Source organism: Streptomyces sp. NBC_01268 (genome assembly GCF_036240795.1).
GTDB lineage: Bacteria > Actinomycetota > Actinomycetes > Streptomycetales > Streptomycetaceae > Streptomyces.
Genome location: NZ_CP108454.1, coordinates 2,237,512 through 2,262,924, shown reverse-complemented (window position 1 = coordinate 2,262,924; position 25,413 = coordinate 2,237,512). Strand labels below are relative to the sequence as shown.

The 25,413-nt window shown below is 72.7% G+C and carries 27 protein-coding genes; 21 read left to right on the top strand and 6 right to left on the bottom strand.

From position 1 onward, the window contains the following. Positions 1-62: 62 nt before the first annotated feature. A complete protein-coding gene (dnaE, locus tag OG309_RS09885; protein WP_329419826.1) occupies positions 63-3,602 on the top strand; it encodes a DNA polymerase III subunit alpha in 3,540 nt (1,179 codons plus the stop codon). Positions 3,603-3,668: 66 nt separating this feature from the next. Here the strand turns inward: dnaE and OG309_RS09880 are convergent, their stop codons facing one another. Next, positions 3,669-3,842: a hypothetical protein gene (locus tag OG309_RS09880; protein WP_329419825.1), complete on the bottom strand. Its 174-nt coding sequence runs from the start codon at positions 3,840-3,842 to the stop codon at positions 3,669-3,671. 216 nt (positions 3,843-4,058) lie between these two features. Here OG309_RS09880 and OG309_RS09875 point away from each other — a divergent pair, with 216 nt between their 5' ends. From OG309_RS09875 to OG309_RS09860, 4 genes are all read left to right on the top strand, one after another. After that, complete coding sequence (locus OG309_RS09875; RefSeq protein WP_329419823.1) at positions 4,059-5,354, top strand: NYN domain-containing protein; 1,296 nt, start codon at positions 4,059-4,061, stop codon at positions 5,352-5,354. Between the two features lie 20 nt (positions 5,355-5,374). Next, positions 5,375-6,346, top strand: coding sequence for an ABC transporter ATP-binding protein (locus OG309_RS09870; protein WP_329428242.1), 972 nt, complete (start codon positions 5,375-5,377; stop codon positions 6,344-6,346). A gap of 70 nt (positions 6,347-6,416) precedes the next feature. Continuing rightward, a complete protein-coding gene (locus OG309_RS09865; protein ID WP_402546493.1) occupies positions 6,417-7,247 on the top strand; it encodes an ABC transporter permease in 831 nt (276 codons plus the stop codon). 31 nt (positions 7,248-7,278) lie between these two features. Further along, positions 7,279-7,905 carry a DUF2567 domain-containing protein gene (locus tag OG309_RS09860; RefSeq protein WP_329419822.1) on the top strand — a complete coding sequence of 209 codons (627 nt, stop codon included), beginning with the start codon at positions 7,279-7,281 and terminating at the stop codon, positions 7,903-7,905. 42 nt (positions 7,906-7,947) lie between these two features. Here OG309_RS09860 and ybaK read toward each other — a convergent pair whose 3' ends face one another. The 4 genes from ybaK to OG309_RS09840 form a co-directional block, all read right to left on the bottom strand. Further along, positions 7,948-8,445, bottom strand: coding sequence for a Cys-tRNA(Pro) deacylase (gene ybaK / locus OG309_RS09855; protein WP_329419820.1), 498 nt, complete (start codon positions 8,443-8,445; stop codon positions 7,948-7,950). Positions 8,446-8,462: 17 nt separating this feature from the next. Next, positions 8,463-9,200, bottom strand: coding sequence for an LON peptidase substrate-binding domain-containing protein (locus OG309_RS09850; RefSeq protein ID WP_329419819.1), 738 nt, complete (start codon positions 9,198-9,200; stop codon positions 8,463-8,465). A gap of 5 nt (positions 9,201-9,205) precedes the next feature. Then, positions 9,206-10,273, bottom strand: coding sequence for a hypothetical protein (locus tag OG309_RS09845; RefSeq protein ID WP_329419817.1), 1,068 nt, complete (start codon positions 10,271-10,273; stop codon positions 9,206-9,208). A gap of 148 nt (positions 10,274-10,421) precedes the next feature. After that, complete coding sequence (locus OG309_RS09840; RefSeq protein ID WP_329419816.1) at positions 10,422-12,023, bottom strand: oxidoreductase; 1,602 nt, start codon at positions 12,021-12,023, stop codon at positions 10,422-10,424. 178 nt (positions 12,024-12,201) lie between these two features. Between OG309_RS09840 and hisD the strand changes: the two genes are divergently transcribed. The 10 genes from hisD to OG309_RS09790 all read left to right on the top strand — a co-directional run bounded on the left by hisD (position 12,202) and on the right by OG309_RS09790 (position 19,996). After that, positions 12,202-13,554, top strand: a complete 1,353-nt coding sequence (gene hisD / locus OG309_RS09835) for a histidinol dehydrogenase (RefSeq protein ID WP_329419815.1) — start codon at positions 12,202-12,204, stop codon at positions 13,552-13,554. Further along, positions 13,551-14,693, top strand: coding sequence for a histidinol-phosphate transaminase (locus OG309_RS09830; RefSeq protein ID WP_329419814.1), 1,143 nt, complete (start codon positions 13,551-13,553; stop codon positions 14,691-14,693). The genes hisD and OG309_RS09830 overlap by 4 nt, the downstream gene beginning before the upstream one ends. Next, positions 14,690-15,283, top strand: coding sequence for an imidazoleglycerol-phosphate dehydratase HisB (gene hisB, locus OG309_RS09825; RefSeq protein WP_030211590.1), 594 nt, complete (start codon positions 14,690-14,692; stop codon positions 15,281-15,283). Before OG309_RS09830 ends, hisB begins: the two co-directional genes overlap by 4 nt. A 2-nt stretch (positions 15,284-15,285) precedes the next feature. Beyond that, positions 15,286-15,450 carry a hypothetical protein gene (locus OG309_RS09820; protein WP_329419812.1) on the top strand — a complete coding sequence of 55 codons (165 nt, stop codon included), beginning with the start codon at positions 15,286-15,288 and terminating at the stop codon, positions 15,448-15,450. Continuing rightward, entirely contained in the window at positions 15,447-16,094 is a 648-nt protein-coding gene (gene hisH / locus OG309_RS09815; RefSeq protein WP_329419811.1) for an imidazole glycerol phosphate synthase subunit HisH, read from the top strand. Before OG309_RS09820 ends, hisH begins: the two co-directional genes overlap by 4 nt. Beyond that, complete coding sequence (gene priA / locus OG309_RS09810) at positions 16,091-16,828, top strand: bifunctional 1-(5-phosphoribosyl)-5-((5-phosphoribosylamino)methylideneamino)imidazole-4-carboxamide isomerase/phosphoribosylanthranilate isomerase PriA (protein WP_329419809.1); 738 nt, start codon at positions 16,091-16,093, stop codon at positions 16,826-16,828. The genes hisH and priA overlap by 4 nt, the downstream gene beginning before the upstream one ends. Beyond that, the gene (locus tag OG309_RS09805; RefSeq protein ID WP_329419808.1) at positions 16,825-17,238 is read left to right on the top strand and encodes a RidA family protein; all 414 of its coding nucleotides are present in this window, start codon (positions 16,825-16,827) and stop codon (positions 17,236-17,238) included. Before priA ends, OG309_RS09805 begins: the two co-directional genes overlap by 4 nt. After that, positions 17,235-17,990, top strand: a complete 756-nt coding sequence (gene hisF / locus OG309_RS09800; protein ID WP_329419807.1) for an imidazole glycerol phosphate synthase subunit HisF — start codon at positions 17,235-17,237, stop codon at positions 17,988-17,990. The genes OG309_RS09805 and hisF overlap by 4 nt, the downstream gene beginning before the upstream one ends. Before the next feature lie 142 nt (positions 17,991-18,132). Beyond that, positions 18,133-18,720, top strand: a complete 588-nt coding sequence (locus OG309_RS09795; RefSeq protein ID WP_329419805.1) for an ArsR/SmtB family transcription factor — start codon at positions 18,133-18,135, stop codon at positions 18,718-18,720. Positions 18,721-18,724: 4 nt separating this feature from the next. Beyond that, positions 18,725-19,996: an MFS transporter gene (locus tag OG309_RS09790; protein WP_329419804.1), complete on the top strand. Its 1,272-nt coding sequence runs from the start codon at positions 18,725-18,727 to the stop codon at positions 19,994-19,996. A 257-nt stretch (positions 19,997-20,253) separates the two neighbouring features. Here the strand turns inward: OG309_RS09790 and OG309_RS09785 are convergent, their stop codons facing one another. Further along, a complete protein-coding gene (locus tag OG309_RS09785) occupies positions 20,254-20,889 on the bottom strand; it encodes a TIGR03085 family metal-binding protein (RefSeq protein ID WP_329419803.1) in 636 nt (211 codons plus the stop codon). Positions 20,890-20,973: 84 nt separating this feature from the next. On the opposite strand from OG309_RS09785, the gene hisI reads away from it, so the two are divergent. The 6 genes from hisI (at position 20,974) to trpC (ending at position 25,411) form a co-directional block, all read left to right on the top strand. Further along, positions 20,974-21,342, top strand: coding sequence for a phosphoribosyl-AMP cyclohydrolase (gene hisI / locus OG309_RS09780; RefSeq protein ID WP_329419802.1), 369 nt, complete (start codon positions 20,974-20,976; stop codon positions 21,340-21,342). 11 nt (positions 21,343-21,353) lie between these two features. Continuing rightward, the gene (locus OG309_RS09775) at positions 21,354-22,847 is read left to right on the top strand and encodes an anthranilate synthase component I (RefSeq protein WP_329419801.1); all 1,494 of its coding nucleotides are present in this window, start codon (positions 21,354-21,356) and stop codon (positions 22,845-22,847) included. 25 nt (positions 22,848-22,872) lie between these two features. Beyond that, positions 22,873-23,532: a TIGR02234 family membrane protein gene (locus OG309_RS09770; protein WP_329419799.1), complete on the top strand. Its 660-nt coding sequence runs from the start codon at positions 22,873-22,875 to the stop codon at positions 23,530-23,532. A gap of 114 nt (positions 23,533-23,646) precedes the next feature. Next, positions 23,647-23,901, top strand: coding sequence for an HGxxPAAW family protein (locus tag OG309_RS09765; protein WP_329419798.1), 255 nt, complete (start codon positions 23,647-23,649; stop codon positions 23,899-23,901). Positions 23,902-24,017: 116 nt separating this feature from the next. Further along, positions 24,018-24,470 carry a DUF2752 domain-containing protein gene (locus OG309_RS09760; protein ID WP_443067629.1) on the top strand — a complete coding sequence of 151 codons (453 nt, stop codon included), beginning with the start codon at positions 24,018-24,020 and terminating at the stop codon, positions 24,468-24,470. Between the two features lie 131 nt (positions 24,471-24,601). Next, positions 24,602-25,411, top strand: a complete 810-nt coding sequence (gene trpC, locus OG309_RS09755; RefSeq protein WP_329419797.1) for an indole-3-glycerol phosphate synthase TrpC — start codon at positions 24,602-24,604, stop codon at positions 25,409-25,411. Positions 25,412-25,413: the final 2 nt, after the last annotated feature.

The following is a 25,413-nucleotide window of genomic DNA, read 5'->3' as shown; positions in this document are numbered from 1 at the left end:
GTCAGTCGGGCGACGTAGACTTCGACGCTGTCCCCCCAGGAATTCATTCGGAGGCACCCCCCGTGACCAAGCCGCCCTTCACGCACCTCCACGTCCACACCCAGTACTCCCTGCTGGACGGTGCCGCGCGGCTGAAGGACATGTTCAACGCGTGCAACGAGATGGGCATGACCCATATCGCCATGTCCGACCACGGCAACCTGCACGGGGCCTACGACTTCTTCCACAGCGCCAAGAAGGCCGGTGTGACGCCGATCATCGGCATCGAGGCCTATGTCGCCCCGGAGTCCCGGCGCAACAAGCGGAAGATCCAGTGGGGCCAGCCGCACCAGAAGCGGGACGACGTCTCCGGTTCCGGCGGTTACACCCACAAGACCATCTGGGCGGCCAACGCCACGGGACTGCACAACCTGTTCCGGCTCTCCTCCGACGCGTACGCCGAGGGCTGGCTGCAGAAGTGGCCCCGGATGGACAAGGACACCATCTCGCAGTGGTCGGAGGGCCTGATCGCCTCCACCGGCTGCCCCTCCGGCGAGCTGCAGACCAGGCTGCGTCTCGGCCAGTTCGACGAGGCCCTGAAGTCCGCCTCCGAGTACCAGGACATCTTCGGCAAGGACCGCTACTTCCTGGAGCTGATGGACCACGGCATCGAGATCGAGCGCCGGGTCCGCGACGGGCTCCTGGAGATCGGCAAGAAGCTGGGCATCCCGCCGCTGGTCACCAACGACTCGCACTACACCTACGCGCACGAGGCCACCGCCCACGACGCCCTGCTGTGCATCCAGACCGGCAAGAACCTCTCCGACCCGGACCGCTTCAAGTTCGACGGCACCGGCTACTACCTGAAGTCCACCGACGAGATGTACGCCGTCGACCTCTCGGACGCCTGGCAGGAGGGCTGCGCGAACACGCAGCTGGTCGCCGACCAGATCGACGTCTCCGGCATGTTCGAGGCCAAGAACCTCATGCCGAAGTTCGACATCCCGGACGGCTACACCGAGGTCACCTGGTTCCGCGCGGAGACCATGAAGGGCATGCACCGGCGCTTCCCCGGCGGCATCCCCGACGACCGCATGAAGCAGGTCGAGTACGAGATGGACACCATCATCTCGATGGGCTTCCCCGGCTACTTCCTCGTCGTCGCCGACTTCATCATGTGGGCGAAGAGCCAGGGCATCGCCGTCGGCCCCGGCCGAGGCTCCGCGGCCGGCTCGATCGTCGCGTACGCCATGGGCATCACCGACCTCGACCCCATCCCGCACGGACTGATCTTCGAGCGCTTCCTCAACCCCGAGCGCATCTCGATGCCCGATGTCGACATCGACTTCGACGAGCGCCGGCGCGTCGAGGTGATCCGGTACGTGACCGAGAAGTACGGCGCCGACAAGGTCGCCATGATCGGCACCTACGGCAAGATCAAGGCCAAGAACGCGATCAAGGACTCCGCCCGCGTCCTCGGCTACCCGTACGCCATGGGCGACCGGCTCACCAAGGCCATGCCCGCCGACGTCCTCGGCAAGGGCATCGACCTCGACGGCATCACCAACCCCAGCCACCCGCGCTACAGCGAGGCCGGCGAGATCCGGGGGATGTACGAGAACGAGCCGGACGTCAAGAAGGTCATCGACACCGCCAAGGGCGTCGAGGGCCTGGTCCGCCAGATGGGCGTGCACGCCGCCGGCGTGATCATGTCCAGCGAGCCCATCGTCGACCACGCCCCGATCTGGGTGCGGCACACCGACGGCGTCACCATCACGCAGTGGGACTACCCGCAGTGCGAGTCGCTCGGCCTGCTGAAGATGGACTTCCTCGGCCTGCGCAACCTCACGATCATGGACGACGCCGTCAAGATGGTGAAGGCCAACAAGGGGATCGAGCTCGACCTCCTGGCCCTGCCGCTCGACGACGCCAAGACCTTCGAACTGCTCCAGCGCGGCGACACCCTCGGCGTCTTCCAGTTCGACGGCGGGCCCATGCGCTCCCTGCTGCGCCTGATGAAGCCCGACAACTTCGAAGACATCTCCGCCGTGTCCGCGCTCTACCGCCCGGGCCCGATGGGCATGAACTCGCACACGAACTACGCCCTGCGCAAGAACAAGCAGCAGGACATCACCCCGATCCACCCCGAGCTGGAGAAGCCGCTCGAAGAGGTGCTCGCGGTCACCTACGGCCTGATCGTGTACCAGGAGCAGGTGCAGAAGGCCGCCCAGATCATCGCCGGCTACTCGCTCGGCGAGGCCGACATCCTCCGCCGCGTCATGGGCAAGAAGAAGCCCGACGAGCTGGCGAAGAACTTCACCATCTTCCAGGCCGGCGCCCAGAAGAACGGCTACAGCGACGCGGCCATCCAGGCCCTCTGGGACGTCCTGGTCCCCTTCGCCGGCTACGCCTTCAACAAGGCGCACTCCGCCGCGTACGGACTGGTCTCCTACTGGACCGCCTACCTCAAGGCGAACTACCCCGCCGAGTACATGGCGGGCCTGCTCACCTCGGTCAAGGACGACAAGGACAAGTCCGCCGTCTACCTGAACGAGTGCCGCCGCATGGGCATCAAGGTGCTCCCGCCGAACGTCAACGAGTCCGAGTCCAACTTCGCCGCCCAGGGCGACGACGTGATCCTCTTCGGCCTCACCGCCGTCCGCAACGTCGGCTCCAACGTCGTCGAGTCGATCATCAAGACGCGCAAGTCCAAGGGGAAGTACTCCTCCTTCCCCGACTTCCTCGACAAGGTCGAGGCCGTGGTCTGCAACAAGCGGACCATCGAGTCGCTGATCAAGGCCGGCGCCTTCGACACCATGGGCCACACCCGCAAGGGCCTGGTCGCCCAGCACGAGCCCATGATCGACACCGTGGTGGCCGTCAAGCGCAAGGAGGCCGAGGGCCAGTTCGACCTCTTCGGCGGCATGGGCGAGGACGACAGCGACGAGCCCGGCTTCGGCCTCGACGTCGAGTTCTCCGACGTCGAGTGGGAGAAGGCCTACCTGCTCGCCCAGGAGCGCGAGATGCTCGGCCTGTACGTCTCCGACCACCCGCTCTTCGGCCTCGAACACGTCCTGTCCGACAAGACCGACGCCGGCATCTCCCAGCTCACCGGCGGCGAGCACTCCGACGGCGCGGTCGTCACCATCGGCGGCATCATCTCCGGCCTCCAGCGGAAGATGACCAAGCAGGGCAACGCCTGGGCCATCGCCACCGTCGAGGACCTGGCCGGCTCCATCGAGTGCATGTTCTTCCCGGCCACCTACCAGCTGGTCTCCACCCAGCTCGTCGAGGACACGGTCGTCTTCGTCAAGGGCCGGCTCGACAAGCGCGAGGACATCCCCCGTCTGGTCGCCATGGAGCTGATGGTCCCCGACCTCTCCAACGCCGGGACCAACGCGCCGGTGATCCTGACCATCCCCACGGTCAAGGTGACGCCGCCCATGGTCAGCCGGCTCGGCGAGATCCTCAAGCACCACCGGGGCAACACCGAGGTCCGCATCAAGCTGCAGGGGCCGCGCTCCACCACCGTGCTCCGGCTCGACCGGCACCGGGTCCAGCCCGACCCGGCGCTCTTCGGCGACCTGAAGGTGCTGCTCGGGCCGTCCTGCCTGGCCGGATAGGCGTCCGCCGCACACGCGCAAGGGGCGCGCCCGTCGTCACGGGCGCGCCCCTTTGCCGTGGATCCGTCAGTTGTGCCCGAAGCGCTTCTGACGGCCCTTGCGTGCCATGTCGCCAGGCGTGACCTGGGTGGCGCGCTGCTCGGCCTGGGACTCCATCGCGGACGCCTGCGCCTGCTGCTGCCCGCGTTCGGCCTGCGAGCCTCGCTGCTGACTGCGGTCCTGCTTTCGGTTCTTGGCCATGGGGATGATGCCTCCTCAAGGGGGTGTGGGGCCAGGGCCGCTGTCAGACTCACACACGGCGGAAAGCGCCGCATTTTGGATCATTACGGACGGTAATCGAGGTCTCCGAGTGAGATCCGCCACGCCGATGATCCAGTTCCGGACCTCTCCGCGCGCGCGGTCGGGCAGACTCGGAGCAACCTGGAGCACTTCCGATCCCGAGGTTCCCGAAAGAGGGTGGAACACGTGGACCGCTGCGTCGTCCTGGTGGACGCCGGCTATCTGCTGGGCGCCGCCGCCAGCCTCCTCGCCGGGGAGCCGGCCCGCTCACGGATCACCGTCGACCACGCCGCGCTCATCCAGCAGCTGCGCGAACGCGCCGAGGCCGACACGGAGCTGCCGCTGCTGCGGATCTACTGGTTCGACGGCGCACCCGACCGGGTGCCCCAGCCCGAGCACCGCAGGCTCCGCGTGATGCCCCGGGTCACCGTCCGGCTCGGCGCCCTCACCCGTACCGACGGGCGCTGGGCGCAGAAGGGCGTCGACGCGGCCATGCACACCGAGCTCACCGAGCTCGCCAGGAACCGGGCCTGCTCCGACATCGTCCTCGTCACCGGCGACGGCGACCTGCTGCCCGGCCTCATGTCCGCCAAGGAACACGGGGTCGCCGTCCACCTCTGGGCCGTCCAGGCCGCCGACGGCGACTACAACCAGTCGGAGGACCTCGTCGCCGAGGCCGACGAGCGCCGGGTCCTCGACCGGGCCTGGATCACCCGGGCCGTCCGCGCCAAGGACCTCAGCGGACTCTGCGCCACGCCGCCGGTGCCCCGACCCGAGATCGCCGCGATCCTCTCCGCCCCGCTGCCCGAGTCCGCGCTCGCCGCCTCCGCCGAACGGGCCGCCACGGCCGGTGGAGCCCCCGACGGGGTCCGTACCGACGGGGGCGCCCCCACGGGCCCGGAGCCCGTCGACGCCGAGGCCGTGAACGGCTCCGTCATCCCCGCCCCCGCCTCCGCCAAGACCGTGCCCACCCCCAAGGACCTCGCCGCCCTGCGCGGGCCCGCCGCCCCTGCCGCCCCGCACCCCGCGAGCGCCACCCTGCGCTGGTCCTCCGACAAGGGGTGGATCGACCGGCCCGCCGCCCCCCTCGGCGAGCCCGCCGAGACCGCCTCACTGCCCACCCTCGCCCAGCTCACCAGCGCCGAGCAGCGCTGGGCCGACCGCGAGGAGGACATCACCACCGTCGGCGGCGACCCCTACGAGGTCGGCCAGGTGTTCGCCCGCCGCTGGCTCGACCGGCTCCCCGAGCCGGGGCACGTCCAGAAGCTGGCCGTCATGTACCCGCGCATCCCGCACCGCATCGACGGCGAACTCCTCCGCTACGCCGCCCGCTTCGGCCTCCTCGCCCACAAGGACGACCAGATCGACGAGCACGACCGGTACGCGATCCGGGCCGGATTCTGGCGCGAGATCGACGTCCACGCCGCCGCCCAACACGCCCCCGCGCCCGAGGAGAGCCGGGGGACCCCGTAGGCTCATCCCTCGTGAGTACGGTGTGCGTGGTGCGGGATCTGGTCAAGACGTACCCCGCCACGCGCGGCAGACGCGGGACGCCCGCGACCCCCGAGGTGCGGGCCACCGACGGGATCAGCCTCGACGTGCGCGGCGGCGAGATCTTCGGTCTGCTCGGCCCCAACGGCGCCGGCAAGTCCACCCTCGTGCGCCAGCTGACCGGCCTCATGCGCCCCGACTCCGGCACCGTCCGGATGCTCGGCCACGACCTGGTCCGCCACCCCGAGCGCGCCTCCCGGCTCCTCGCCCATCTCGGGCAGGAGTCCACCGCGCTCGACGAGCTCACCGTGGCCCTCGCCGCCGAGACCACCGGCCGGCTGCGCGGGCTCGGCGCCCGCGAGGCCCGTGCCGAGCGCGACGCCGTCCTCGACGAGCTCGGCCTCGCGGAGATCGCCGGGCGCCCCCTGAAGAAGCTCTCCGGCGGCCAGCGCCGGCTCGCCTGCGTCGCCGCCGCCCTCGTCGGCGAGCGGCCGGTCCTCGTCCTCGACGAGCCCACCACCGGCATGGACCCCGTCGCCCGCCGGGCCGTGTGGGCCGCCGTCGACCGGCGGCGCGCCGAGCACGGCGCCACCGTGCTGCTCGTCACCCACAACGTCATCGAGGCCGAGACCGTCCTCGACCGCGTCGCCGTCATCGACCGCGGCCGGGTCATCGCCTGCGACACCCCCGCCGGACTCAAGGAGCGGGTCGCGGGGGAGGTGCGGGTCGAGCTCGTCTGGCGCGAGCGGGCGCCGCTGGAGGTCCCCGAGGTCTCCGCGCTGCAGGTGTCCGCCCAGGAGTCGGGACGCCGCTGGACCCTTCGGCTCGCCCCCGACGAGGCGCGCGCCGCGGTCGCCGCGGTGACCGGCGGAGCGGCCTTCGCCGCCCTCGACGACTTCACGCTGGCGACGCCGAGCCTGGAGGACGTCTACCTCGCGCTCGGCGGCGAGAACCGCGGGCTGGTGAAGGCATGACCCACCCGCCGGCCCCCCTGCCGGGCCCGTCGCACCTGTCGCACCTGTCGGATCCCAGGAGCTGTACGAGTTGAGCACCCTGCCCGCGGAGGCGCTGCCCGCCACCGCCCTCGGCGACCCGACCGGGGACGCGGAGGACCACACCGCCGCGCCCCTCGCCCCGCGCGCCCGGCTGCTGCCCGCGCTCGCCGCCGTGTACCGCGCGCAGCTGTCGCGCGCCCGGGTCTCCCGTATCCCGCTGCTCTTCGTCGCGACCTTCCAGTCGATCGGGATCATGGTCCTGATGCGGGGTGTCGTGGACGGCGGTACGGAGGCGCGGGCCGTGGTGGCCGGCTCCGCCGTCCTCGTCGTGGCCTTCGTCGCGCTCAACCTGCTCGCCCAGTACTTCGGGCAGCTGCGGGCCGGCGGCGGGCTCGACCACTACGCCACGCTGCCCGTGCCGCCCGCCGCCGTGGTGCTCGGCGCGGCCGGGGCGTACGCCTCCTTCACCGTGCCCGGCACCGTCGTGACCGCCGTCGCCGGCTCCGTCCTGTTCGGGCTGCCGCTCGGACACCTGTGGATCCTGGCCGCGGTCGTGCCGCTGTCCGGCGCCGCCCTCGCCGGGCTGGGCGCCGCCCTCGGCCTGCTCGCGCCGCGCCAGGAGCTGGCCACCCTGCTCGGCCAGCTGGGGATGTCGGCGGCGCTGCTGCTCGGCGTCCTGCCGCCCGACCGGCTGCCCGGCCCGATCGGCTGGGCGCGGGACCTGCTGCCCTCCACGTACGGGGTCGAGGCCCTGGCCCGCACCTTCGACGCGCACCCGGACTGGACGGCCGTCTGCCGGGACCTCGCCGTCTGCGGGGCGGTGGGCGTCCTCTCGCTGGCCGTCGCGACCTGGGCGTACCGTCGGGCGGCGGTCCGCTGAGGCGGCGCACAGGCACACCTGGCACGATGGCATGGTGACCGCACCTCTGACTCCGCCGCACCAGCCGCCGCACGACTCCCAGTGGCCCGCGCCCTACCCCGCGCAGCCCGCACCGGACGGTGCCCCGAGCACCGGCACCGAGCTGCGGCAGGCCGCCGTGGTGGCCGCCGTCTCCGGCGTGGCGGGTGCCCTGCTCGGACTGCTGTGGCTGTGGCTCGCGCCGAGGGTCACCCTGATCTCCGACGGCAAGGCGGTCTTCCTCCGCAACAGCGAGGGGGAGGCGGCGATCGGCATGGACGGAACGTTCGTCCTGCTGGCCCTCGGCTTCGGCGCGGTCGCCGCGGCCGTCGTCTTCCTCGTCCACCGGCACGGCGGCATCGCCCTCGTCCTGGGTCTCGCCCTCGGCGGTGTCCTCGGCTCGCTCCTCGCCTGGGGCACCGGGGTCTGGCTCGGGCCCGACCGCGACGTCGTCGCCCACGCCAAGGCGGTCGGACCCAACGTCGACTTCCAGGCGCCGCTGGAGCTCAACATGGCGGCCGCTGCGATGCTGGCGTGGCCCGTCGCCGCGATGATCGTGCACCTCGCGCTGACCGCGCTCTTCGGCCCCCGCGACCCGGAGCCCGAGGACGAGGCCTGGCCTCCGCTGCCCGGCGCCTGACGGGGACCGCCCGCACGCCCGACGGCCCGACGGCCCGTCGGCTCAGCCGCGGCCGATCGGCGCCAGCACCGCCTGCGTGAGGGCCGCCAGGTCCTGCGGGGCGAGCTCCACCTCCAGGCCCCTGCGGCCCGCCGAGATGCAGATCGTGGGATGCTCCTCGGCCGAGCTGTCCAGGACCGTGCGCAGCCGCTTGCGCTGGCCCAGCGGCGAGATGCCGCCGCGGACGTAGCCGGTGGTCCGCTCGGCCGCCGCCGGGTCCGCCATCGCCGCCCGCTTCCCGCCCACCGCCGAGGCCAGCGCCTTCAGGTCCAGCTGGCCCGCCACCGGGACCACCGCGACCGTCAGCTCGCCGTCCACGTCCGCGACCAGGGTCTTGAAGACCCGGGTGGGCGAGACGCCCATGGCCTCCGCCGCCTCCTCGCCGTACGACGGGGTCGCCGGGTCGTGGTCGTAGGAGTGCAGGGTGTACGCGGTGCCCGCCGCCGTCAGCGCCACCGTCGCCGGGGTGCCGCCGGTGTTCTTCTTCTGCTTCTTCGCCACGGAGTCCTCTCCAGAGGTCAGTTCTGGCTGGTCGGCGCGCGGGTCAGGTCCACCGCCGGCAGCGACGGCAGATGGCGCAGGACCGCCGTCTCCGCGCGCAGCAGCGACAGCTCCTCGCGCAGCCGGGTCGCCGTGTCCGGCGCCTGCAGCAGCCGCTGCTTGGCCGGGGTGTCCAGGACGGCGGCCGCCGCCACCAGGTACGACACCACCGAGGGGTCGTCCGGCAGCTCACTGGTCGTCAGGGACCGCTCGCGCGCCCCGGCCAGCCGCTTCTGGTAGGTGCGGAAGGCGCGCAGCACCCCCTCGGCCAGGGTGCCCGCCTCGTCGCCCTGCTCTTCGGGGATCTCCTCCAGCTCCGCCGTCAGGAACGGGCCGTCGGCGTCGACCGAGAGCAGCTTCACCCGGGTCGTGCCGGTGGCCATCACCTCGAAGCCGCCGTCCGGGCGCTCCCGGATCTGGGCCGCGTCGGCGATGCAGCCGACCCGGTGGAAGGCCTGGATCGGGTCCGGGCCGAAGCCGGCCGTGGGGCCCTTCTCGGGCAGCGCCGTCTGGTCCGGCAGGCCGGGCGCCGTCGGCGCGACCTCCCGGCCGTCCCGGATCGCCACGACCGCGAAGCGCCGCGGCTCGGACTCGTCGGTCTTGAGCAGTTCGCGCATCATGGCGCGATAGCGCTGCTCGAAGACGTTCAGCGGCAACACGAGGCCCGGGAACAGCACGGCGTTGAGCGGGAACAGGGGCAGGCGAGCGGTGGTCACAGCGGTCAAGCGTAATGGCCGTCCGGGCCGTCACCACCGGCCCGGTCCTCCTGGTCCGGAACAGGCACCTGATCGAGGTGCCCCGCGCGCAGCCGCGTGCGGCGGGCCACCTCGCGGACGGCCGTCGTCCGGGCCTCCAGGAAGGCCCGCAGCGGGTCCTCGGCGAGCAGCGTCCAGGGGAAGGAGGTCGCCCGGGTCCCGATCCGCCCGAACTCCGTCAGGGCGTCGTCCCAACGGGACCGCCCCACCAGGACGTGCACCAGGAGATTGCGCACCTCCGCCGGCCACAGGTCGCCCGCCGGGTACTCCGCCGACAGGGCCAGTGCCCGGTCGGCCGCCGCGTCGACCCGGTCGCCCGCCACCCCGTGGCCCGGCCCCGCGAGCAGCTGCGCGAAGGCCGCCCGCACCGGCAGGGCCTGGACCAGCGAGCCGGGCAGCGCGTCCTCGGCGGCCTGCTCGGCGAAGTCGAAGCACTCGCGGTGCGAGCCGTACCACTGCGCCGACAGGTATTTGAGGGCGGCCACATGACAGCCGTAGTGGTGCGGGGCGCGGCGCACGGCCTGCTCCCACAGCGCCTCGAAGTCGGTGTGCCGGGCGTGGGTGCCGCGCGCGTGGTCCAGCGCGAGCCGCCACGGCACCGGGTCACGGGGCGCGGCCTCGGTCGCCGCGTCGATCAGCGGCCCGAGCTCGCGCAGCCGCTCGGCCCTGGCCGGCGACTCCCAGGCCCTGCGCACCGCGAGCTGCGCCTTGACGAGCAGGGCGTCCGGGTCGCGCGGGGCGCACGAGAGCCAGTGCCGCAGCCACTCGTCCCGGTGGTGCGCGAAGGTGCTCAGCCGGGTGACGTAGCGGTCGCGGTCCTCCCAGTCGGCGGCGTCGCGGGTGGTGGCGAGCAGCTTGGCGGCCGGTTCCGGGTCGGCCTGGGCGGCGGCGACCAGGGCCGGCGCCAGTCTCGCGTCCGGCACGTCGAGCAGCACGTCGTCGTCCGGCGGGAGCCCGGCGGCGAGGCGCGGGGTGTGCCGGACCATGCGGGCGGTGCCGATCAGGGCGCGGAGCAGTGACATGGTGCGAATCATTGAAAACCGCAGGTGAGGGCCGCGCCAGTGGGGGACTGTGAAGACTTGGTGGCGGCCGGAAGGTTGTCCTGGCGAGGGTCAAGACAGCGTAAAGAAAGGGGCGGTGTGGTGCTCGTCCGGCCCCCTGATCCTCACGGTTCCCGCCCGGCTACCCCCGTCTCAGCAGCCGCGAGGCCCCCGCCGCCACCGTCGTCGCCAGCACCCAGCCGAGCAGGATCAGCACCGTCGACGCCCACTGCCAGAAGCCCTCCATGCGCCAGTAGCCGGCCTGGCCCAGGTCGATCACCGGGAGCAGCACGTCGAGGGCGTAGAGGGTGGCGCTCCACTTCGGGGCCTCGCCCGGTTTGAGCGCCACCGGGTCGTAGTGCGCGAAGGCGTAGGCCCCCGCCGCCCACAGCACCGCCATCCACAGCGCGGCCCGCCCCGGGCGGTAGCCGTAGGCCACCGCCAGGTCCTGGACGTACCCCCACAGCTTCCCGGCGACCGGCAGCGTCTCCCGGCGGCGGCGCTGCTTGGCGAGGAGCACCACCCGCGCGTCGGCGTCCTCCCCGCTGTTGCGCAGCACCGTGGCCAGCCGCTCGTACGGCTCCGGCGCGTACTCCGGGGTGGCCGCCGCGACCCACTCCAGGCGTCGGCTCAGCGGGAAGTGTCCGTACGGCACCAGGTTCTCGTAGACGAAGCCGCTCAGCGCGAGGCCGCCCGGACCCGGCCAGCTGGTGGACAGGTCGATGAGCGTCACCACCTTCGCCCCGTTGAGCACCACCCGGCCCTCCTCGGGGCGCTCGCCGTTGAAGCGCAGCTCGGGCGTGACGATCCGGCGCAGCGACAGCTCCTCGCGTCGCGAGCCGTCCAGCAGGAAGCGGGCGTAGTGCAGGTCCACCGAGTCGCCGAAGCGCCCGTCGTCCAGCCGGACCCCGCCGTGGCACTCGACGGGCTTGCGTCGGGCGCCCTGCGAGGGGGTCACCCCGTACGGCGGGGTGGCCGTCGCGTCGCCCGAGGAGTCGTACACCCAGGCCGCGTTCAGATAGAGCGTGCGCTCGACCGTCAGCTGCGGCGCGTTCAGCGCGCGGCGCTGCTGGGCGCCGCGCAGCACGCTGCCCCGCAGGCTCAGCGACACGCCGACCTTCGCCCCGCGCAGGCTCAGCTCCCCGTACGTCTCGATCAGCTCGGCCTGCAGGTCCTGGGCGACCACCAGGCCGTCCGCGGTGATGGCCCGGCCCCGTCGGTCCGGCCACACCCGGATCTGGTTGATCAGCAGGTCCGTGCCGATCTGGGCGTCCGTCAGACGGATGCCCCGCTCGACCCGGCAGCGCGGCAGGTGCAGGTCGCCCGCCGTGTGCAGGCGCGCCGCCTCCAGCCGGGGTATCGCGCACTCGACCATCCGCAGCGTCCCGAAGTGGGCCTCCGGCAGCACCACCTCGCCGTCGAAGCGGCAGCCGTTCATCTCCACGTACGGCCCTATCGTGCCGCCCGCCAGGTTGAGCACCCCCGTGATCCGCGCCCCGCGCAGTTTGAGCGCCGCGACGCGCCCGGACCGGGCCGGCGGTCCGTCGAGCAGCAGCAGCGCCACCACCTCGGCCCGCACGCTGCGCTCCTCGCCCCACACCACCTGCCGGTCGAACGGGTCGTCCCGCTCCGCGACCCCCTCCCTGAGATCACACGCCTTGCCGATCCGGAACGCCCTCCACATGAACCGCTCCGGGCCGGTCAGGCCCTCCGGCACTCCGTCGTCCACGCGCGGCTCGGTCACTGCCGCCCCCTCGCTTTCCACGACTCCGCTTCACTTCCCCGGATTCGTACAGCCGTTCTTCCCGCTGAGTGACGGACTGAACGCTAACGGTCAGGAGTGGCGACAAGACGCCAGAGTGGCCCGTATCAGCCAGTGATACGGGCGTCCGGGGCTCTGGGGCGTCTGCGAGAATTGACCCGTGATCTCTCGAATCGATCTGCGTGGCGCGTCCCTCCCCGAGGGTGCCGCCCTGCGCGACCTGCTGCCCCGTGCCGAGTTCGACGTGGAAGCCGCCCTGGAGAAGGTGCGGCCGATCTGCGAGGACGTCCGGCATCATGGCGCCGCAGCGGTGATCGACTACGGGGAGAAGTTCGACGGCGTCCGCGTCGAGAGCCTGCGCGTGCCCGCCGAGGCGCTCACCCGCGCCCTCGACGAGCTCGACCCGGCCGTCCGCGCCGCCCTGGAAGAGTCCATCCGCCGCGCCCGCCTGGTCCACCGCGAGCAGCGCCGCACCACCCACACCACCCAGGTCGTGCCCGGCGGCACGGTCACCGAGAAATGGATCCCCGTCGAGCGCGTCGGCCTCTACGTGCCGGGCGGGCGGTCGGTGTACCCCTCGTCCGTCGTGATGAACGTCGTCCCGGCCCAGGAGGCCGGTGTCGAGGGCATCGCCGTGTCCTCGCCGCCGCAGAAGGAGTTCGGCGGCCTGCCGCACCCGACCATCCTCGCCGCCTGCGCCCTGCTCGGCGTCGACGAGGTCTACGCCGCGGGCGGCGCCCAGGCGGTCGCCATGTTCGCGTACGGCACCGAAGGCCCCGAAGGTGCCGCCGGCACGCCCGGCTGCGCCCCCGTCAACCTGGTCACCGGCCCCGGCAACATCTACGTCGCCGCCGCCAAACGCCTGCTCAAGGGCCGGATCGGCATCGACGCCGAGGCCGGTCCCACCGAGATCGCGGTCCTCGCGGACTCCACCGCCGACCCGGTGCACGTCGCCGCCGACCTGATCAGCCAGGCCGAGCACGACCCGATGGCCGCCTCGGTCCTCGTCACCGCCTCCGAGGAGCTCGCCGAGGCCGTCGAGGCCGAGCTCAAGACCCAGGTCGCCGCCTCCAAGCACGTCGACGACCGGATCGTCCCGGCGCTCGCCGGCCGCCAGTCCGCGATCGTCCTGGTCGACGGCCTGGCCGAGGGCCTGCGGGTCGTCGACGCCTACGGCGCGGAGCACCTGGAGATCCAGACCGCCGACGCCGCCGCCGTCGCCGACCGGGTCCGCAACGCGGGCGCGATCTTCGTCGGCCCCTGGGCCCCGGTCTCCCTCGGCGACTACTGCGCCGGCTCCAACCACGTCCTGCCCACCGGCGGCTGCGCCTGCCACTCCTCGGGCCTGTCCGTGCAGTCCTTCCTGCGCGGCGTGCACATCGTGGACTACACGCGCGACGCGCTCGCCGAGGTCGCCCACCACGTGGTGACCCTCGCCGAGGCGGAGGACCTGCCCGCACACGGCGCCGCCATCAAGGCACGCTTCGGATGGAAGGTGCCCGAGAGCAAGTGAGCGACACCAGCGACAGCAACGACACCCTCGGCATCGACGACCTGCCGATCCGCGACGAGCTGAAGGGCAAGTCGCCCTACGGCGCGCCCCAGCTCGACGTGCCGGTCCAGCTGAACACCAACGAGAACCCGTACCCGCTGCCCGAGCCCCTGGTGGCCCGGATCGCGGAGCGGGTCGCCGAGGCCGCCCGCGGCCTCAACCGCTACCCCGACCGGGACGCGGTCGAGCTGCGCACCGAGCTCGCCCGCTACCTCACCCGTACCGCCAAGCACCCGGTCGCCATGGGCAACGTGTGGGCCGCCAACGGCTCCAACGAGGTGCTCCAGCAGCTGCTGCAGACCTTCGGCGGGCCCGGCCGCACCGCGATCGGCTTCGAGCCCTCGTACTCGATGCACGCCCTGATCGCCCGCGGCACCGGCACCCACTGGATCTCCGGCCCCCGCAACGAGGACTTCAGCATCGACCTCGCGGCGGCCGAGCGGGCCATCGCGGAGAACGCGCCGGACGTCGTCTTCATCACCTCGCCCAACAACCCCACGGGGACGACGGTCGACGCCGGGACCGTCCTCGCGCTGTACGAGGCCGCCCAGGCCGCCAAGCCCTCCCTGGTGGTCGTCGACGAGGCGTACGTGGAGTTCAGCCACCGCGACTCGGTGCTTCCCCTCATCGAGGGCCGCCCGAACCTGGTGGTCTCCCGGACCATGTCCAAGGCCTTCGGCGCCGCCGGACTGCGCCTGGGCTACCTCGCCGCCCACCCCGCCGTGGTCGACGCCGTCCAGCTGGTGCGCCTGCCGTACCACCTGTCGGCCGTCACCCAGGCCACCGCGCTGGCCGCCCTGGAGCACACCGACACCCTCCTCGGGTACGTCGAGCAGCTCAAGGCCGAGCGCGACCGCCTCGTCAGCGAGCTGCGGGCCATCGGCTACGAGGTCACCGAGTCCGACGCCAACTTCGTCCAGTTCGGCCGCTTCGACGGAGCGGAGGGCTCCCACGCGGCCTGGCAGAAGATCCTCGATCGGGGCGTCCTGGTCCGGGACAACGGTGTGGCGGGCTGGCTGCGGGTCTCCGCGGGCACCCCCGAAGAGAACGACGCGTTCCTCGACGCGGTTCGTGAGTTGAAGAAGGAGCAGGACGCATGAGCCGCGTAGGCCGCGTTGAGCGCACCACCAAGGAGACGTCCGTCGTCGTCGAGATCGACCTCGACGGCACCGGAAAGGTCGACGTGTCGACCGGGGTCGGGTTCTACGACCACATGCTCGACCAGCTCGGCCGGCACGGTCTGTTCGACCTGACCGTGAAGACCGACGGCGACCTCCACATCGACTCGCACCACACGATCGAGGACACCGCCCTCGCCCTGGGCGCCGCCTTCAAGCAGGCCCTCGGCGACAAGGTCGGCATCTACCGCTTCGGCAACTGCACCGTCCCGCTGGACGAGTCGCTCGCCCAGGTCACCGTCGACCTCTCCGGCCGCCCCTACCTGGTGCACACCGAGCCCGAGAACATGGCGCCGATGATCGGCTCCTACGACACGACGATGACCCGGCACATCCTGGAGTCCTTCGTCGCGCAGGCGCAGATCGCCCTGCACGTCCACGTGCCGTACGGGCGCAACGCCCACCACATCGTCGAGTGCCAGTTCAAGGCGCTCGCCCGCGCCCTGCGCTACGCCTCGGAGCGCGACGTCCGCGCCGCCGGAATCCTCCCCTCCACGAAGGGCGCGCTGTAAACGTGAACGGCCTCTCCACCATCCTGATCGTCGTCGGGCTCTTCCTGCTCGGCGGCATCTACTCCTTCGCCAAGCAGAAGATGCCCGCGGGCCTCATCGTGCTGCTCTCCATCGGCGCCGCCATGTGCCTGGCGGCCGGTGTGCTGCGGCTGGACGTGTGGTCATGAGCGGCGGCAGCCCCAAGAAGGTCGTCGTCTTCGACTACGGCTTCGGCAACGTCCGCTCCGCCGAGCGCGCTCTCGCCCGGGTCGGAGCCGAGGTCGAGATCACCCGCGACTACGAGCGCGCCATGAACGCCGACGGCCTGCTCGTCCCCGGCGTCGGTGCCTTCTCCGCCTGCATGGAGGGCCTCAAGGAGGCCCGCGGTGACTGGATCATCGGCCGCCGGCTCTCCGGCGGACGCCCGGTCATGGGCATCTGCGTCGGCATGCAGATCCTCTTCGCCCGCGGCATCGAGCACGGCGTGGAGACCGAGGGGCTCGACGAGTGGCCCGGTTCGGTCGAGCCGCTGGACGCGCCGGTCGTGCCCCACATGGGCTGGAACACGGTCGACGCGCCCGAGGGCAGCGAGCTGTTCGCCGGCCTCGACGCCGACACCCGCTACTACTTCGTGCACTCCTACGGGGTGCGCACGTGGGAGCTGGAGATCGGCAACCCCCACATCCGTGCCCCCAAGGTGACCTGGTCCACCCACGGCGAGCCGTTCGTCTCCGCGGTGGAGAACGGGGCCCTGTGGGCGACCCAGTTCCACCCCGAGAAGTCCGGCGACGCCGGCGCCCAGCTCCTCACCAACTGGATCGGAACCCTGTGACCAGCGCGCTCGAACTCCTCCCCGCCGTCGACGTCCGCGACGGCCAGGCCGTCCGCCTCGTGCACGGCGAGTCCGGCACGGAGACCTCCTACGGCTCGCCCCTGGAGGCCGCCCTCGCGTGGCAGCGCTCCGGCGCCGAGTGGCTGCACCTCGTCGACCTGGACGCCGCCTTCGGCACCGGCGACAACCGGCAGCTGGTCCGCGAGGTCGCCGAGTCCATGGCGGAGTTGAACCTCCGGGTCGAGCTCTCCGGCGGCATCCGCGACGACGCCTCGCTGGCCGCGGCGCTCGCCACCGGCTGCACCCGCGTCAACCTGGGCACCGCCGCCCTGGAGACGCCCGAGTGGGTCGCCAAGGTCATCGCCGAGCACGGCGACAAGATCGCCGTCGGTCTGGACGTGCGCGGCACGACCCTGCGCGGCCGGGGCTGGACCCGCGACGGCGGCGACCTGTACGAGACGCTGGCCCGCCTCGACTCCGAGGGCTGCGCCCGTTACGTGGTCACCGACATCGCCAAGGACGGCACCCTGGAGGGCCCCAACCTGGAGCTCCTGCGGAACGTCTGCGCGGCCACCGACAAGCCGGTCGTCGCCTCCGGCGGCGTCTCCTCCCTGGACGACCTGCGGGCCCTGTCCGCCCTGGTCCCGCTGGGCGTCGAGGGCGCGATCGTCGGCAAGGCGCTGTACGCGAAGGCCTTCACCCTGGAAGAGGCCCTTCAGGCGGTGGCCGTATGAGCGACTCCGTGCGCAAGATCGTGACCGGCGCCCCCTGGGAGGAGCAGTTCGGCTACTCCCGCGCGGTGGAGCTGCCGAACGGGACGGTGCTGGTCTCCGGCTGCACCTCCGTGGTGGGCGGCGCGATCGCCGACGGCGGCCCGTACGAGCAGACCGTCAACTCCTTCAACGTCGCCTTCGACGCCCTGAAGCAGCTGGATCTGAACGCCGAGCACGTGGTCCGCACCCGCATGTACCTCACGCACGCGCGGGACGTCGACGAGGTCGGCCGGGCCCACAAGGAGCTCTTCGACGCCGTCCGCCCCGCCGCGTCCATGATCATCGTCTCCGGCTTCGTCGACCCGCGTCTGGTCGTCGAGGTCGAGGTCGAGGCGTACCGCCCGGGTGCCACCGAGGGGGGCGCCGCATGAGCCTCGCCGTACGCGTGATCCCCTGCCTGGACGTGGACAACGGCCGGGTCGTCAAGGGCGTCAACTTCCGGAACCTGCGGGACGCGGGCGACCCCGTCGAGATGGCCAAGCTGTACGACGCCGAGGGCGCCGACGAGCTCACCTTCCTCGACATCACCGCCTCCTCGGGCAACCGGGAGACCACCTACGACGTGGTGCGCCGCACCGCCGAGCAGGTCTTCATCCCGCTGACCGTCGGCGGCGGGGTCCGCTCCGCCGAGGACGTCGACAAGCTGCTGCGGGCCGGCGCGGACAAGGTGGGCGTCAACACGGCCGCCATCGCCCGCCCCGAGCTGATCCGCGAGATCGCCGAGCGGTTCGGCCGCCAGGTCCTCGTCCTGTCGGTCGACGCCCGCCGCACCGAGACGGGCTCCTTCGAGGTCACCACGCACGGCGGCCGCCGGGGCACCGGCATCGACGCCGTCGAGTGGGCGCACCGGGCCGCCGAGCTGGGCGCGGGCGAGATCCTGCTCAACTCGATGGACGCGGACGGCACGAAGGACGGCTACGACACCGAGATGATCGCGGCGGTGCGCAAGCACGTGACCGTGCCGGTGATCGCCTCCGGCGGCGCCGGCAAGCTGTCCGACTTCCCGCCGGCCGTCGCGGCGGGCGCGGACGCGGTGCTCGCGGCCTCGGTCTTCCACTTCGGCGATCTGCGGATCGGCGAGGTCAAGCAGGCGCTGAAGGAGGCGGGCCGACAGGTCCGCTGAGTCTTCCGGCCGCTCGGCCGTCCGACCCCTCAAAGAAGCCCCCGGACCCCTCGGATCCGGGGGCTTCCCCTTGCCCCGATGCACAGGATTATTTGCGCAACATCCATTGCGCAAGTTTTCTTTCCTATCTAGAGTTTCTGACATGACCTCGTCGGAGAACCGCCGGATCACCGATCTCGGCACCCTCAAAGCCATCTCCCACCCGCTGCGGATGCGCCTCTACCGCGCCCTCTTCGTCGCCCGCACCGCCACCGCCTCGCAGCTGGCCGACCAGGTCGACGAGGCCGTCTCCCTCGTCAGCTACCACCTGCGCAAGCTGGCCGACCACGGCCTCATCGAGGAGGCCGAGAGCCAGTCCTCCGACGGCCGCGAGCGCTGGTGGCAGCCCAGCTCCTACGGCTTCAGCATCCACGAGCAGGACCTCCAGGGAGCCCCCGAACTCGCCGCCGCGAGCACCGCGTTCGGCCGCACGGTCAACGCGCAGCGCACCGAGATGCACAGCCGCTTCCTCGACGAACGGCACACCTGGTCCGAGGCCTGGCGGACCGCCGCCATGAGCTCGGAGTGGCTGCCCCGGCTCACCGCCGACGAACTCGCCGGGCTCGGCGCGGAGCTCGACGAGCTCGTCAGGAAGTACGACGAGCGGGCCCGCGCCGCCGAGGCGGCGGGCGACACCGAGGGGCGCGAGAACGTCGCCGTCCACCTCTTCGGCTTCCCGTACCGGGGCTGAGCCGATGTCCACCGCCACCGCCACCGCCACCGCCACCGCCACCGCTACGGCCACGGCCCCCGCCCCCGCGCGCCCCGCCCACCGCGACCCGAACGTGCTGCGCTGGGTCGGCGCCTACACCGCCTCCACGCTCGGCGACAGCGTCTACCACCTCGCCCTGTCCTGGACCGTCGTCAGCACCGGCACCCCCGCCCAGGCCGGACTCGTCATGGCCGTCAGTGCCGTGCCCCGCGCCCTGCTCATGCTCGGCGGGGGAGTGGTCGCCGACCGCCTCGGCCCGCGCCGCGTCGTCATCGGCTCCGATGCCGTCCGCTGCCTCGTCGTCCTCGGCCTCGCCGCGACGCTCTTCCTCACCTCGCCCGGCCTGTGGGCGCTCGCCGCCGTCGCCCTCGTCTTCGGCACCGTCGACGCCCTGTTCCTGCCCGCGGTCGGCGCCCTGCCGCCCCGGATCGCCCCGACCGACCAGTTGGCCCGGATCCAGGGCCTGCGCGGCCTCGCGTACCGCTGCGGCGCCGTCCTCGGCGCCCCGCTCGGCGGCCTCGCGGTCGCCCTCGGCGGCCCGGCCACCGCCTTCGGGGCCGCCGGAGTCCTCTTCGCCCTCTCCATCCCCCTGCTGTCCGCGCTGCGGCTGCGCCCGCTCCCCGACACCGAGGGGGTCCGCGACGGCACCGCCCTGAGCGACCTCGCCGATGGACTGCGCTACCTGCGCGGACACCGCGTCCTCGGCCCGCTCATGGTCATCGTGCTCCTCAGCGACCTCGGCTTCGTCGGCCCCCTCAACGTCGGCCTCGCCGTCCTCGCCGAGCAGCGCGACTGGGGAGCGTCCGGCATCGGCTGGATCCTCGCCGGTTTCGGCACCGGCGCGGGCGCCGCCGCGCTGCTCCTGACGGTACGGGGGCACGTACCGCGCGCCGGGGCCGTCAGCGGCTGGACCATGACCCTGGGCGCCGTCGCCATCGGCGCGCTCGCCTACGCCCCGGTCCTGCCCGCCGCCGTCGCCGTCGCGCTCGCCATCGGCCTGCTCGCCGGACTCTCCGGGGCGCTGTGCAACGCCCTCGTCCAGACCCACTGCGAGCCCGCCTACCTGGGCCGTGTCACCGCCGTCGCCGGCCTCTGCTCCCTCGGCCTCGCACCGCTCGGCTACCCGCTCACCGGCGCCGCGATCGGCCTGTGGGGCCTCGGCCCGGTGTACGTCGTGAGCGCGTCCGTCTGCGCCCTCTCGGGGATCTACGGCCTCCTCGTCCCGGCGGTCCGCAAGGCCGAGCTGCCGCGCTAGGGCCTGTCGTCGAACTCCCGCCTGCCCCGCGACGCCTGGCACGCGCTCTCGCCGCACCGGGTGAAAGTCCGAGTACGTCCAGTACGAGGGCTTCCACCCGGCACGCCGAGAGCACGCACCAGACGCCGCGGGGCCGCCCTTCGGGCGACGACGGGAGTCTGACGACAGGCCCTGGGTCCCGGCGGCACGGGGTCGCACCGGACTCGGCGCCGGGCGGCGACCATACCCCCGGCGCCTCCCGTGCGGGCCCGCCGGCCTCAGATCCCCAGCTGCTTCGTCTCGTGCAGCCGGTCCATCGCCTCCTGGTCGCCCTCCAGGGCCACCTTCGCCACGTCCTGGCGGCCGAACAGGAACATCGTCAGCTCGCCCGGCTCCCCGGAGACCGTCACCACCGGGGTGCCCCGGTGCGCCACCGCCGTCTGCCCGTTCGGGCGGCGCAGCACCAGGCCGACCGGGGCCTTGCGGCCGAGCAGGCGGGCGGACTTCTCCAGGCGCGACCACAGCGCGTCGGAGAAGACCGGGTCGAGTTCGCGCGCCGACCATTCCGGCTGCGCCCGGCGCACGTCCTCGGCGTGGACGAAGAACTCCACCACGTTCGCGCCCTCGTCCACCTGCTTGATCGTGAACGGCGAGAGCCGCGGCGGACCCGTCCGGATGAGCTGGACCAGCTCCTCGTACGGCTTCTCGGCGAACTCCGCCTGCACCCGCTCCATCCTGGCCTTCAGGGCCGGCACCACCGACCCGGCCGCCGCGTCCGGGCGGCGCTCGCGCACCACCACATGGGCCGCCAGGTCCCGGGTCCGCCACCCCTCGCAGAGCGTGGGGGCGTCCGGACCGGCCGCCTCCAACAGGTCGGCGAGCAGAAGGCGTTCACGCTTGGCATGGGTCGACATGCTCGCCAGCGTACGGCGGTGTCCGCCGGTCCGCCCAGTGGACGCACCGCCGGACATCCCCGCCCGGCGCGGCAGAATGGCGTCATGAGCAGCACGCCCCGCACCCCCAGCGACCTCGACCCGGCCATCGCCGCCCGCCTCAAGCGGAGCGAGGACGGTCTGATTCCCGCCATCGCCCAGCAGTACGACACCGGCGAGGTGCTCATGCTGGGCTGGATGGACGACGAGGCCCTGCACCGCACCCTCACCACCGGCCGCTGCACCTACTGGTCCCGCAGCCGCCAGGAGTACTGGGTCAAGGGCGACACCTCCGGCCACGTCCAGCACGTCCGGTCCGTCGCGCTCGACTGCGACGCCGACACCCTGCTCGTCAAGGTCGACCAGGTCGGCGCCGCCTGCCACACCGGGGCCCGGACCTGCTTCGACGCCGACGTCCTCCGCGCGGCCGAGTAGGGTCTGGCGCCATGGATCTCGAGCACTTCCGCAAGCTGGCGGCCGACCGCCGCGTCATCCCCGTCAGCCGCAGGCTCCTCGCGGACGGCGACACCCCGGTCGGGCTCTACCGCAAGCTGGCCGCCGAACGCTCCGGCACCTTCCTCCTCGAATCCGCGGAGAACGGGCGCAGCTGGTCCCGCTACTCCTTCATCGGGGTCCGCAGCGACGCGACCCTGACCGTCGAGGACGGCGAGGCCCACTGGCTCGGCACCCCGCCGGTCGGCGTCCCCGTCGACGGCGATCCGCTCGCCGCCCTGAAGGCGACCGTCGAGACCCTCCACACCCCCCGCGACCTCGCGGGCGGCATGCCCCCGTTCACCGGCGGCATGGTCGGCTACCTCGGCTACGACATCGTCCGCCGCCTGGAGCGCATCGGCGAGCACGGCGGCGACGACCTCCGGCTGCCCGAGCTCACCATGCTGCTCACCAGCGACCTCGCCGTCCTCGACCACTGGGACGGCACGGTCCTGCTGATCGCCAACGCGATCAACCACAACGACCTGGAGACCGGCGTCGACGAGGCGTACGCGGACGCCGTCGCCCGCCTCGACGCGATGGAGGCCGACCTGGCCCGCCCCGTCGCCACCGTCCCCGCCGCCCTGCCCGCCTCCGAACTCCCCGAGTTCTCCGCCCTGTGGGGCGGCCCGGCCTACCAGGACGCCGTCGAGGACATCAAGGAGCGCATCCGGGCCGGAGAGGCCTTCCAGGTGGTGCCCTCGCAGCGCTTCGAGACCCCGTGCGCCGCCACCGCCCTGGACGTGTACCGGGTCCTGCGGGCCACCAACCCCTCCCCGTACATGTACCTCTTCCGCTTCGAGAACGGCTTCGACGTCGTCGGCTCCTCGCCCGAGGCGCTGGTCAAGGTCGAGGACGGGCGGGCGATGGTCCACCCCATCGCCGGCACCCGGCACCGCGGCGCCACCCCGCAGGAGGACCACGACCTCGCCGAGGAGCTGCTGGCCGACCCCAAGGAGCGCGCCGAGCACCTCATGCTCGTCGACCTCGGCCGCAACGACCTCGGCCGGGTCTGCGAACCGGGCTCCGTCGAGGTCGTCGACTTCATGTCGATCGAGCGGTACTCGCACGTCATGCACATCGTCTCCACCGTGACCGGCCGGGTCGCCGAGGGGAAGACCGCCTTCGACGTGCTCACCGCCTGCTTCCCGGCCGGCACCCTCTCCGGCGCGCCCAAGCCCCGCGCGATGCAGATCATCGAGGAGCTCGAACCCACCCGGCGCGGCCTGTACGGCGGATGTGTCGGGTATCTCGATTTCGCCGGGGACTCCGACACGGCCATCGCCATCCGCACCGCGCTGCTGCGCGACGGAACCGCGTACGTGCAGGCGGGCGCCGGTGTCGTCGCCGACTCCGACCCGGTCGCCGAGGACAACGAGTGCCGCAACAAGGCCGCGGCGGTGCTCCGCGCCGTCCACACGGCCAACCGGATGACCACGACCGGATGAACGCACCGGGAGCCGGTAGGGGATAGTGGGGTACGTGAGTGCCGTACCCGTACCCCAGCCCCGAGCCGCCCGCCCGGGCGGCGCCGCCTCCTCCTCCGGCGCCCGTCGCAGTCTGGCCGCGGCCCTCCTGCTCGGCGCCCTCGGAGCCACCGTCGTGCTGCTCTCCGCGGGCCAGATCTGGGCCGAGGGCACCGCGGCCGTCGGCGGCGGCGCCGTTCCGGTGCACGCCGACGGCGGTTCCGTCACCGGCGTGCCGACCGCGCTCGCGATCGTCGGCCTCGCCGCGCTCGTCGCCGTCTTCGCGGTCCGCCGCACCGGCCGCACCCTGGTCGCCGCCCTGCTCGCCCTCAGTGGCGCGGGCGCGGCCCTCGCCGCCGTCCTCGGCGCCTCCGACAGCGCCGCCCTGGACGCCGAGGCGGCCCGCATCAGCGGCAACACCGCCGCCGTCGTCGACGGCCTCAGCCACACCGTCTGGCCGTACGTGACCGCCGCCGGCGCCGTCCTCATCCTGGCCGCCGGGCTCTTCGCCCTGTGCTACGGCAAGGCCTGGCCCGCCATGGGCGGCCGCTACGAGCGCTCCGGAACCCCGCGCGCGACGCGCCGTCCCGCGACGGCCGATCCGGACCGGCCCGAGGACCTGTGGAAGGCCCTCGACCGCGGCGAGGACCCCACCCACGGCGACTGACGGCCGGACCGCGAGCGCGACGCGTGATCGTTCGGGCACCCCGATTCATCTCCGCGCCCCCATGTGCGGAAGAATGAGGCGTCACCACCGAGCAACACCAACGAGGAGCAACTCATGGCGGGCAGCGCCCACGGACACACCCCGGCCGCCTGGACCGGTGTCATCATCTCCTTCATCGGCTTCTGCATCGCCGGAGTCTTCATGGTGGCCGCCAACGTGCCCGGTTTCTGGGGCGGCATCGGCGTCATCGTCCTCGGCGGCATCGTCGGCGGCGTGATGAAGGTCGCGGGCCTCGGCATGCCGAAGCAGTCGGCCGCCGTCATCGCCGCCCGTGAGACCGCCACCGCGAGCATCAGGGCGCGCGCCTGACGCCCCAGGGTCACTCCGATGGCGCAGTCCCGCGACGCGGGGCTGCGCCCTCGCGCGTCACGGGCGAGAATCACCGGGTGGACGCGAAGCCGACGGCGGGAGCCGAGACCGAACCCCTGCGGGCCCCCTGGGGGCCGCCGCCCGGCCCGTACGCCCCCGCCGTGCCGCCCAAGCCCCTCGCCCGGCGGCTGCTCGCCCCGCTCGGCGCCCTCGCCGGGGTCGCCGCGGCCTTCGCGTACGTCGGGACGGTCGACCCCAACGAACCCGGCCACTACCCCGTCTGTCCGCTGCTCCGCTTCGCCGGCGTCTACTGCCCCGGCTGCGGCGGTCTGCGCAGCGCCCACGCCTTCGTCCACGGCGACCTCGGCGCCGCCTTCGGCGCGAACGCCCTGGCCGTCGTCGGTTACGGCGTCTTCGCGGTCGTCATGGCCGTCTGGCTGGTTCGCGCCATCAGGGGCGTCCCGATGCGCCTGGCGGTCTCCCCGGTCCTCTGGTGGGGCGTCGGGGCCGTTCTGGCCGTTTTCACCCTGGTGCGGAACCTTCCGTTCGGCTCCGCGCTGGCCCCCTGAAGTCCCAGCAGGTGGGACGCGTCGCGAACCGATGCGGGTCCGGGGCCCACCTGCGGATACCATCGACTTGGCTGAACACTGTTCCTCGGCGTTCATCAACACCGTCACCGTCCCGGAAGGGGGCCTCTCGCGTGAGTGTGCTCGACGAGATCATCGAAGGCGTGCGCGCCGACCTCGCAGAGCGGCAGGCGCGGGTCTCCCTCGACGAGCTCAAGGAGCGCGCCGCCAAGGCGCCGCAGGCCAAGGACGGCGTCGCCGCACTGCGCGGGGACAGCGTCAAGGTGATCTGCGAGGTCAAGCGCTCCAGCCCGTCCAAGGGCGCCCTCGCCGCCATCGCCGACCCGGCCGCGCTCGCCGCGGACTACGAGGCGGGCGGCGCCGCCGTCATCTCCGTCCTCACCGAGCAGCGCCGCTTCGGCGGCTCCCTCGCCGACCTGGAGGCCGTCCGCGCCCGGGTCGACATCCCCGTGCTGCGCAAGGACTTCATCGTCACCGCGTACCAGCTCTGGGAAGCGCGGGCGTACGGAGCGGATCTCGCGCTCCTCATCGTCGCCGCCCTGGAGCAGGAGGCCCTGGTCTCCCTCATCGAGCGGGCCGAGTCCATCGGCCTGACCCCGCTGGTCGAGGTCCACGACGAGGAGGAGGTCGAGCGGGCCGTCGACGCCGGCGCCCGGATCATCGGCGTCAACGCGCGCAACCTGAAGACCCTCCAGGTCGACCGCTCCACCTTCGAGCGCGTCGCCCCCGAGATCCCCGACACCATCGTCAAGATCGCCGAGTCCGGCGTCCGCGGCCCGCACGACCTGATCGCGTACGCCAACGCCGGGGCCGACGCGGTCCTGGTCGGCGAGTCGCTGGTCACCGGCCGCGACCCGAAGGCCGCCGTCGCCGACCTCGTCGCCGCCGGCGCCCACCCGGCCCTGCGCCACGGCCGGAGCTGACC

What these genes read in the sequence shown, in the direction of transcription:
- OG309_RS09880 (WP_329419825.1), bottom strand. Translation starts at nt 3,842, where the DNA reads ATGGCCAAGAACCGAAAGCAGGACCGCAGTCAGCAGCGAGGCTCGCAG.
- OG309_RS09860 (WP_329419822.1), top strand. Translation starts at nt 7,279, where the DNA reads ATGGTGACCGCACCTCTGACTCCGCCGCACCAGCCGCCGCACGACTCC.
- OG309_RS09845 (WP_329419817.1), bottom strand. Translation starts at nt 10,273, where the DNA reads ATGATTCGCACCATGTCACTGCTCCGCGCCCTGATCGGCACCGCCCGC.
- hisB (WP_030211590.1), top strand. Translation starts at nt 14,690, where the DNA reads ATGAGCCGCGTAGGCCGCGTTGAGCGCACCACCAAGGAGACGTCCGTC.
- hisH (WP_329419811.1), top strand. Translation starts at nt 15,447, where the DNA reads ATGAGCGGCGGCAGCCCCAAGAAGGTCGTCGTCTTCGACTACGGCTTC.
- OG309_RS09805 (WP_329419808.1), top strand. Translation starts at nt 16,825, where the DNA reads ATGAGCGACTCCGTGCGCAAGATCGTGACCGGCGCCCCCTGGGAGGAG.
- hisF (WP_329419807.1), top strand. Translation starts at nt 17,235, where the DNA reads ATGAGCCTCGCCGTACGCGTGATCCCCTGCCTGGACGTGGACAACGGC.
- OG309_RS09795 (WP_329419805.1), top strand. Translation starts at nt 18,133, where the DNA reads ATGACCTCGTCGGAGAACCGCCGGATCACCGATCTCGGCACCCTCAAA.
- OG309_RS09790 (WP_329419804.1), top strand. Translation starts at nt 18,725, where the DNA reads ATGTCCACCGCCACCGCCACCGCCACCGCCACCGCCACCGCTACGGCC.
- OG309_RS09785 (WP_329419803.1), bottom strand. Translation starts at nt 20,889, where the DNA reads ATGTCGACCCATGCCAAGCGTGAACGCCTTCTGCTCGCCGACCTGTTG.
- hisI (WP_329419802.1), top strand. Translation starts at nt 20,974, where the DNA reads ATGAGCAGCACGCCCCGCACCCCCAGCGACCTCGACCCGGCCATCGCC.
- OG309_RS09775 (WP_329419801.1), top strand. Translation starts at nt 21,354, where the DNA reads ATGGATCTCGAGCACTTCCGCAAGCTGGCGGCCGACCGCCGCGTCATC.
- OG309_RS09765 (WP_329419798.1), top strand. Translation starts at nt 23,647, where the DNA reads ATGGCGGGCAGCGCCCACGGACACACCCCGGCCGCCTGGACCGGTGTC.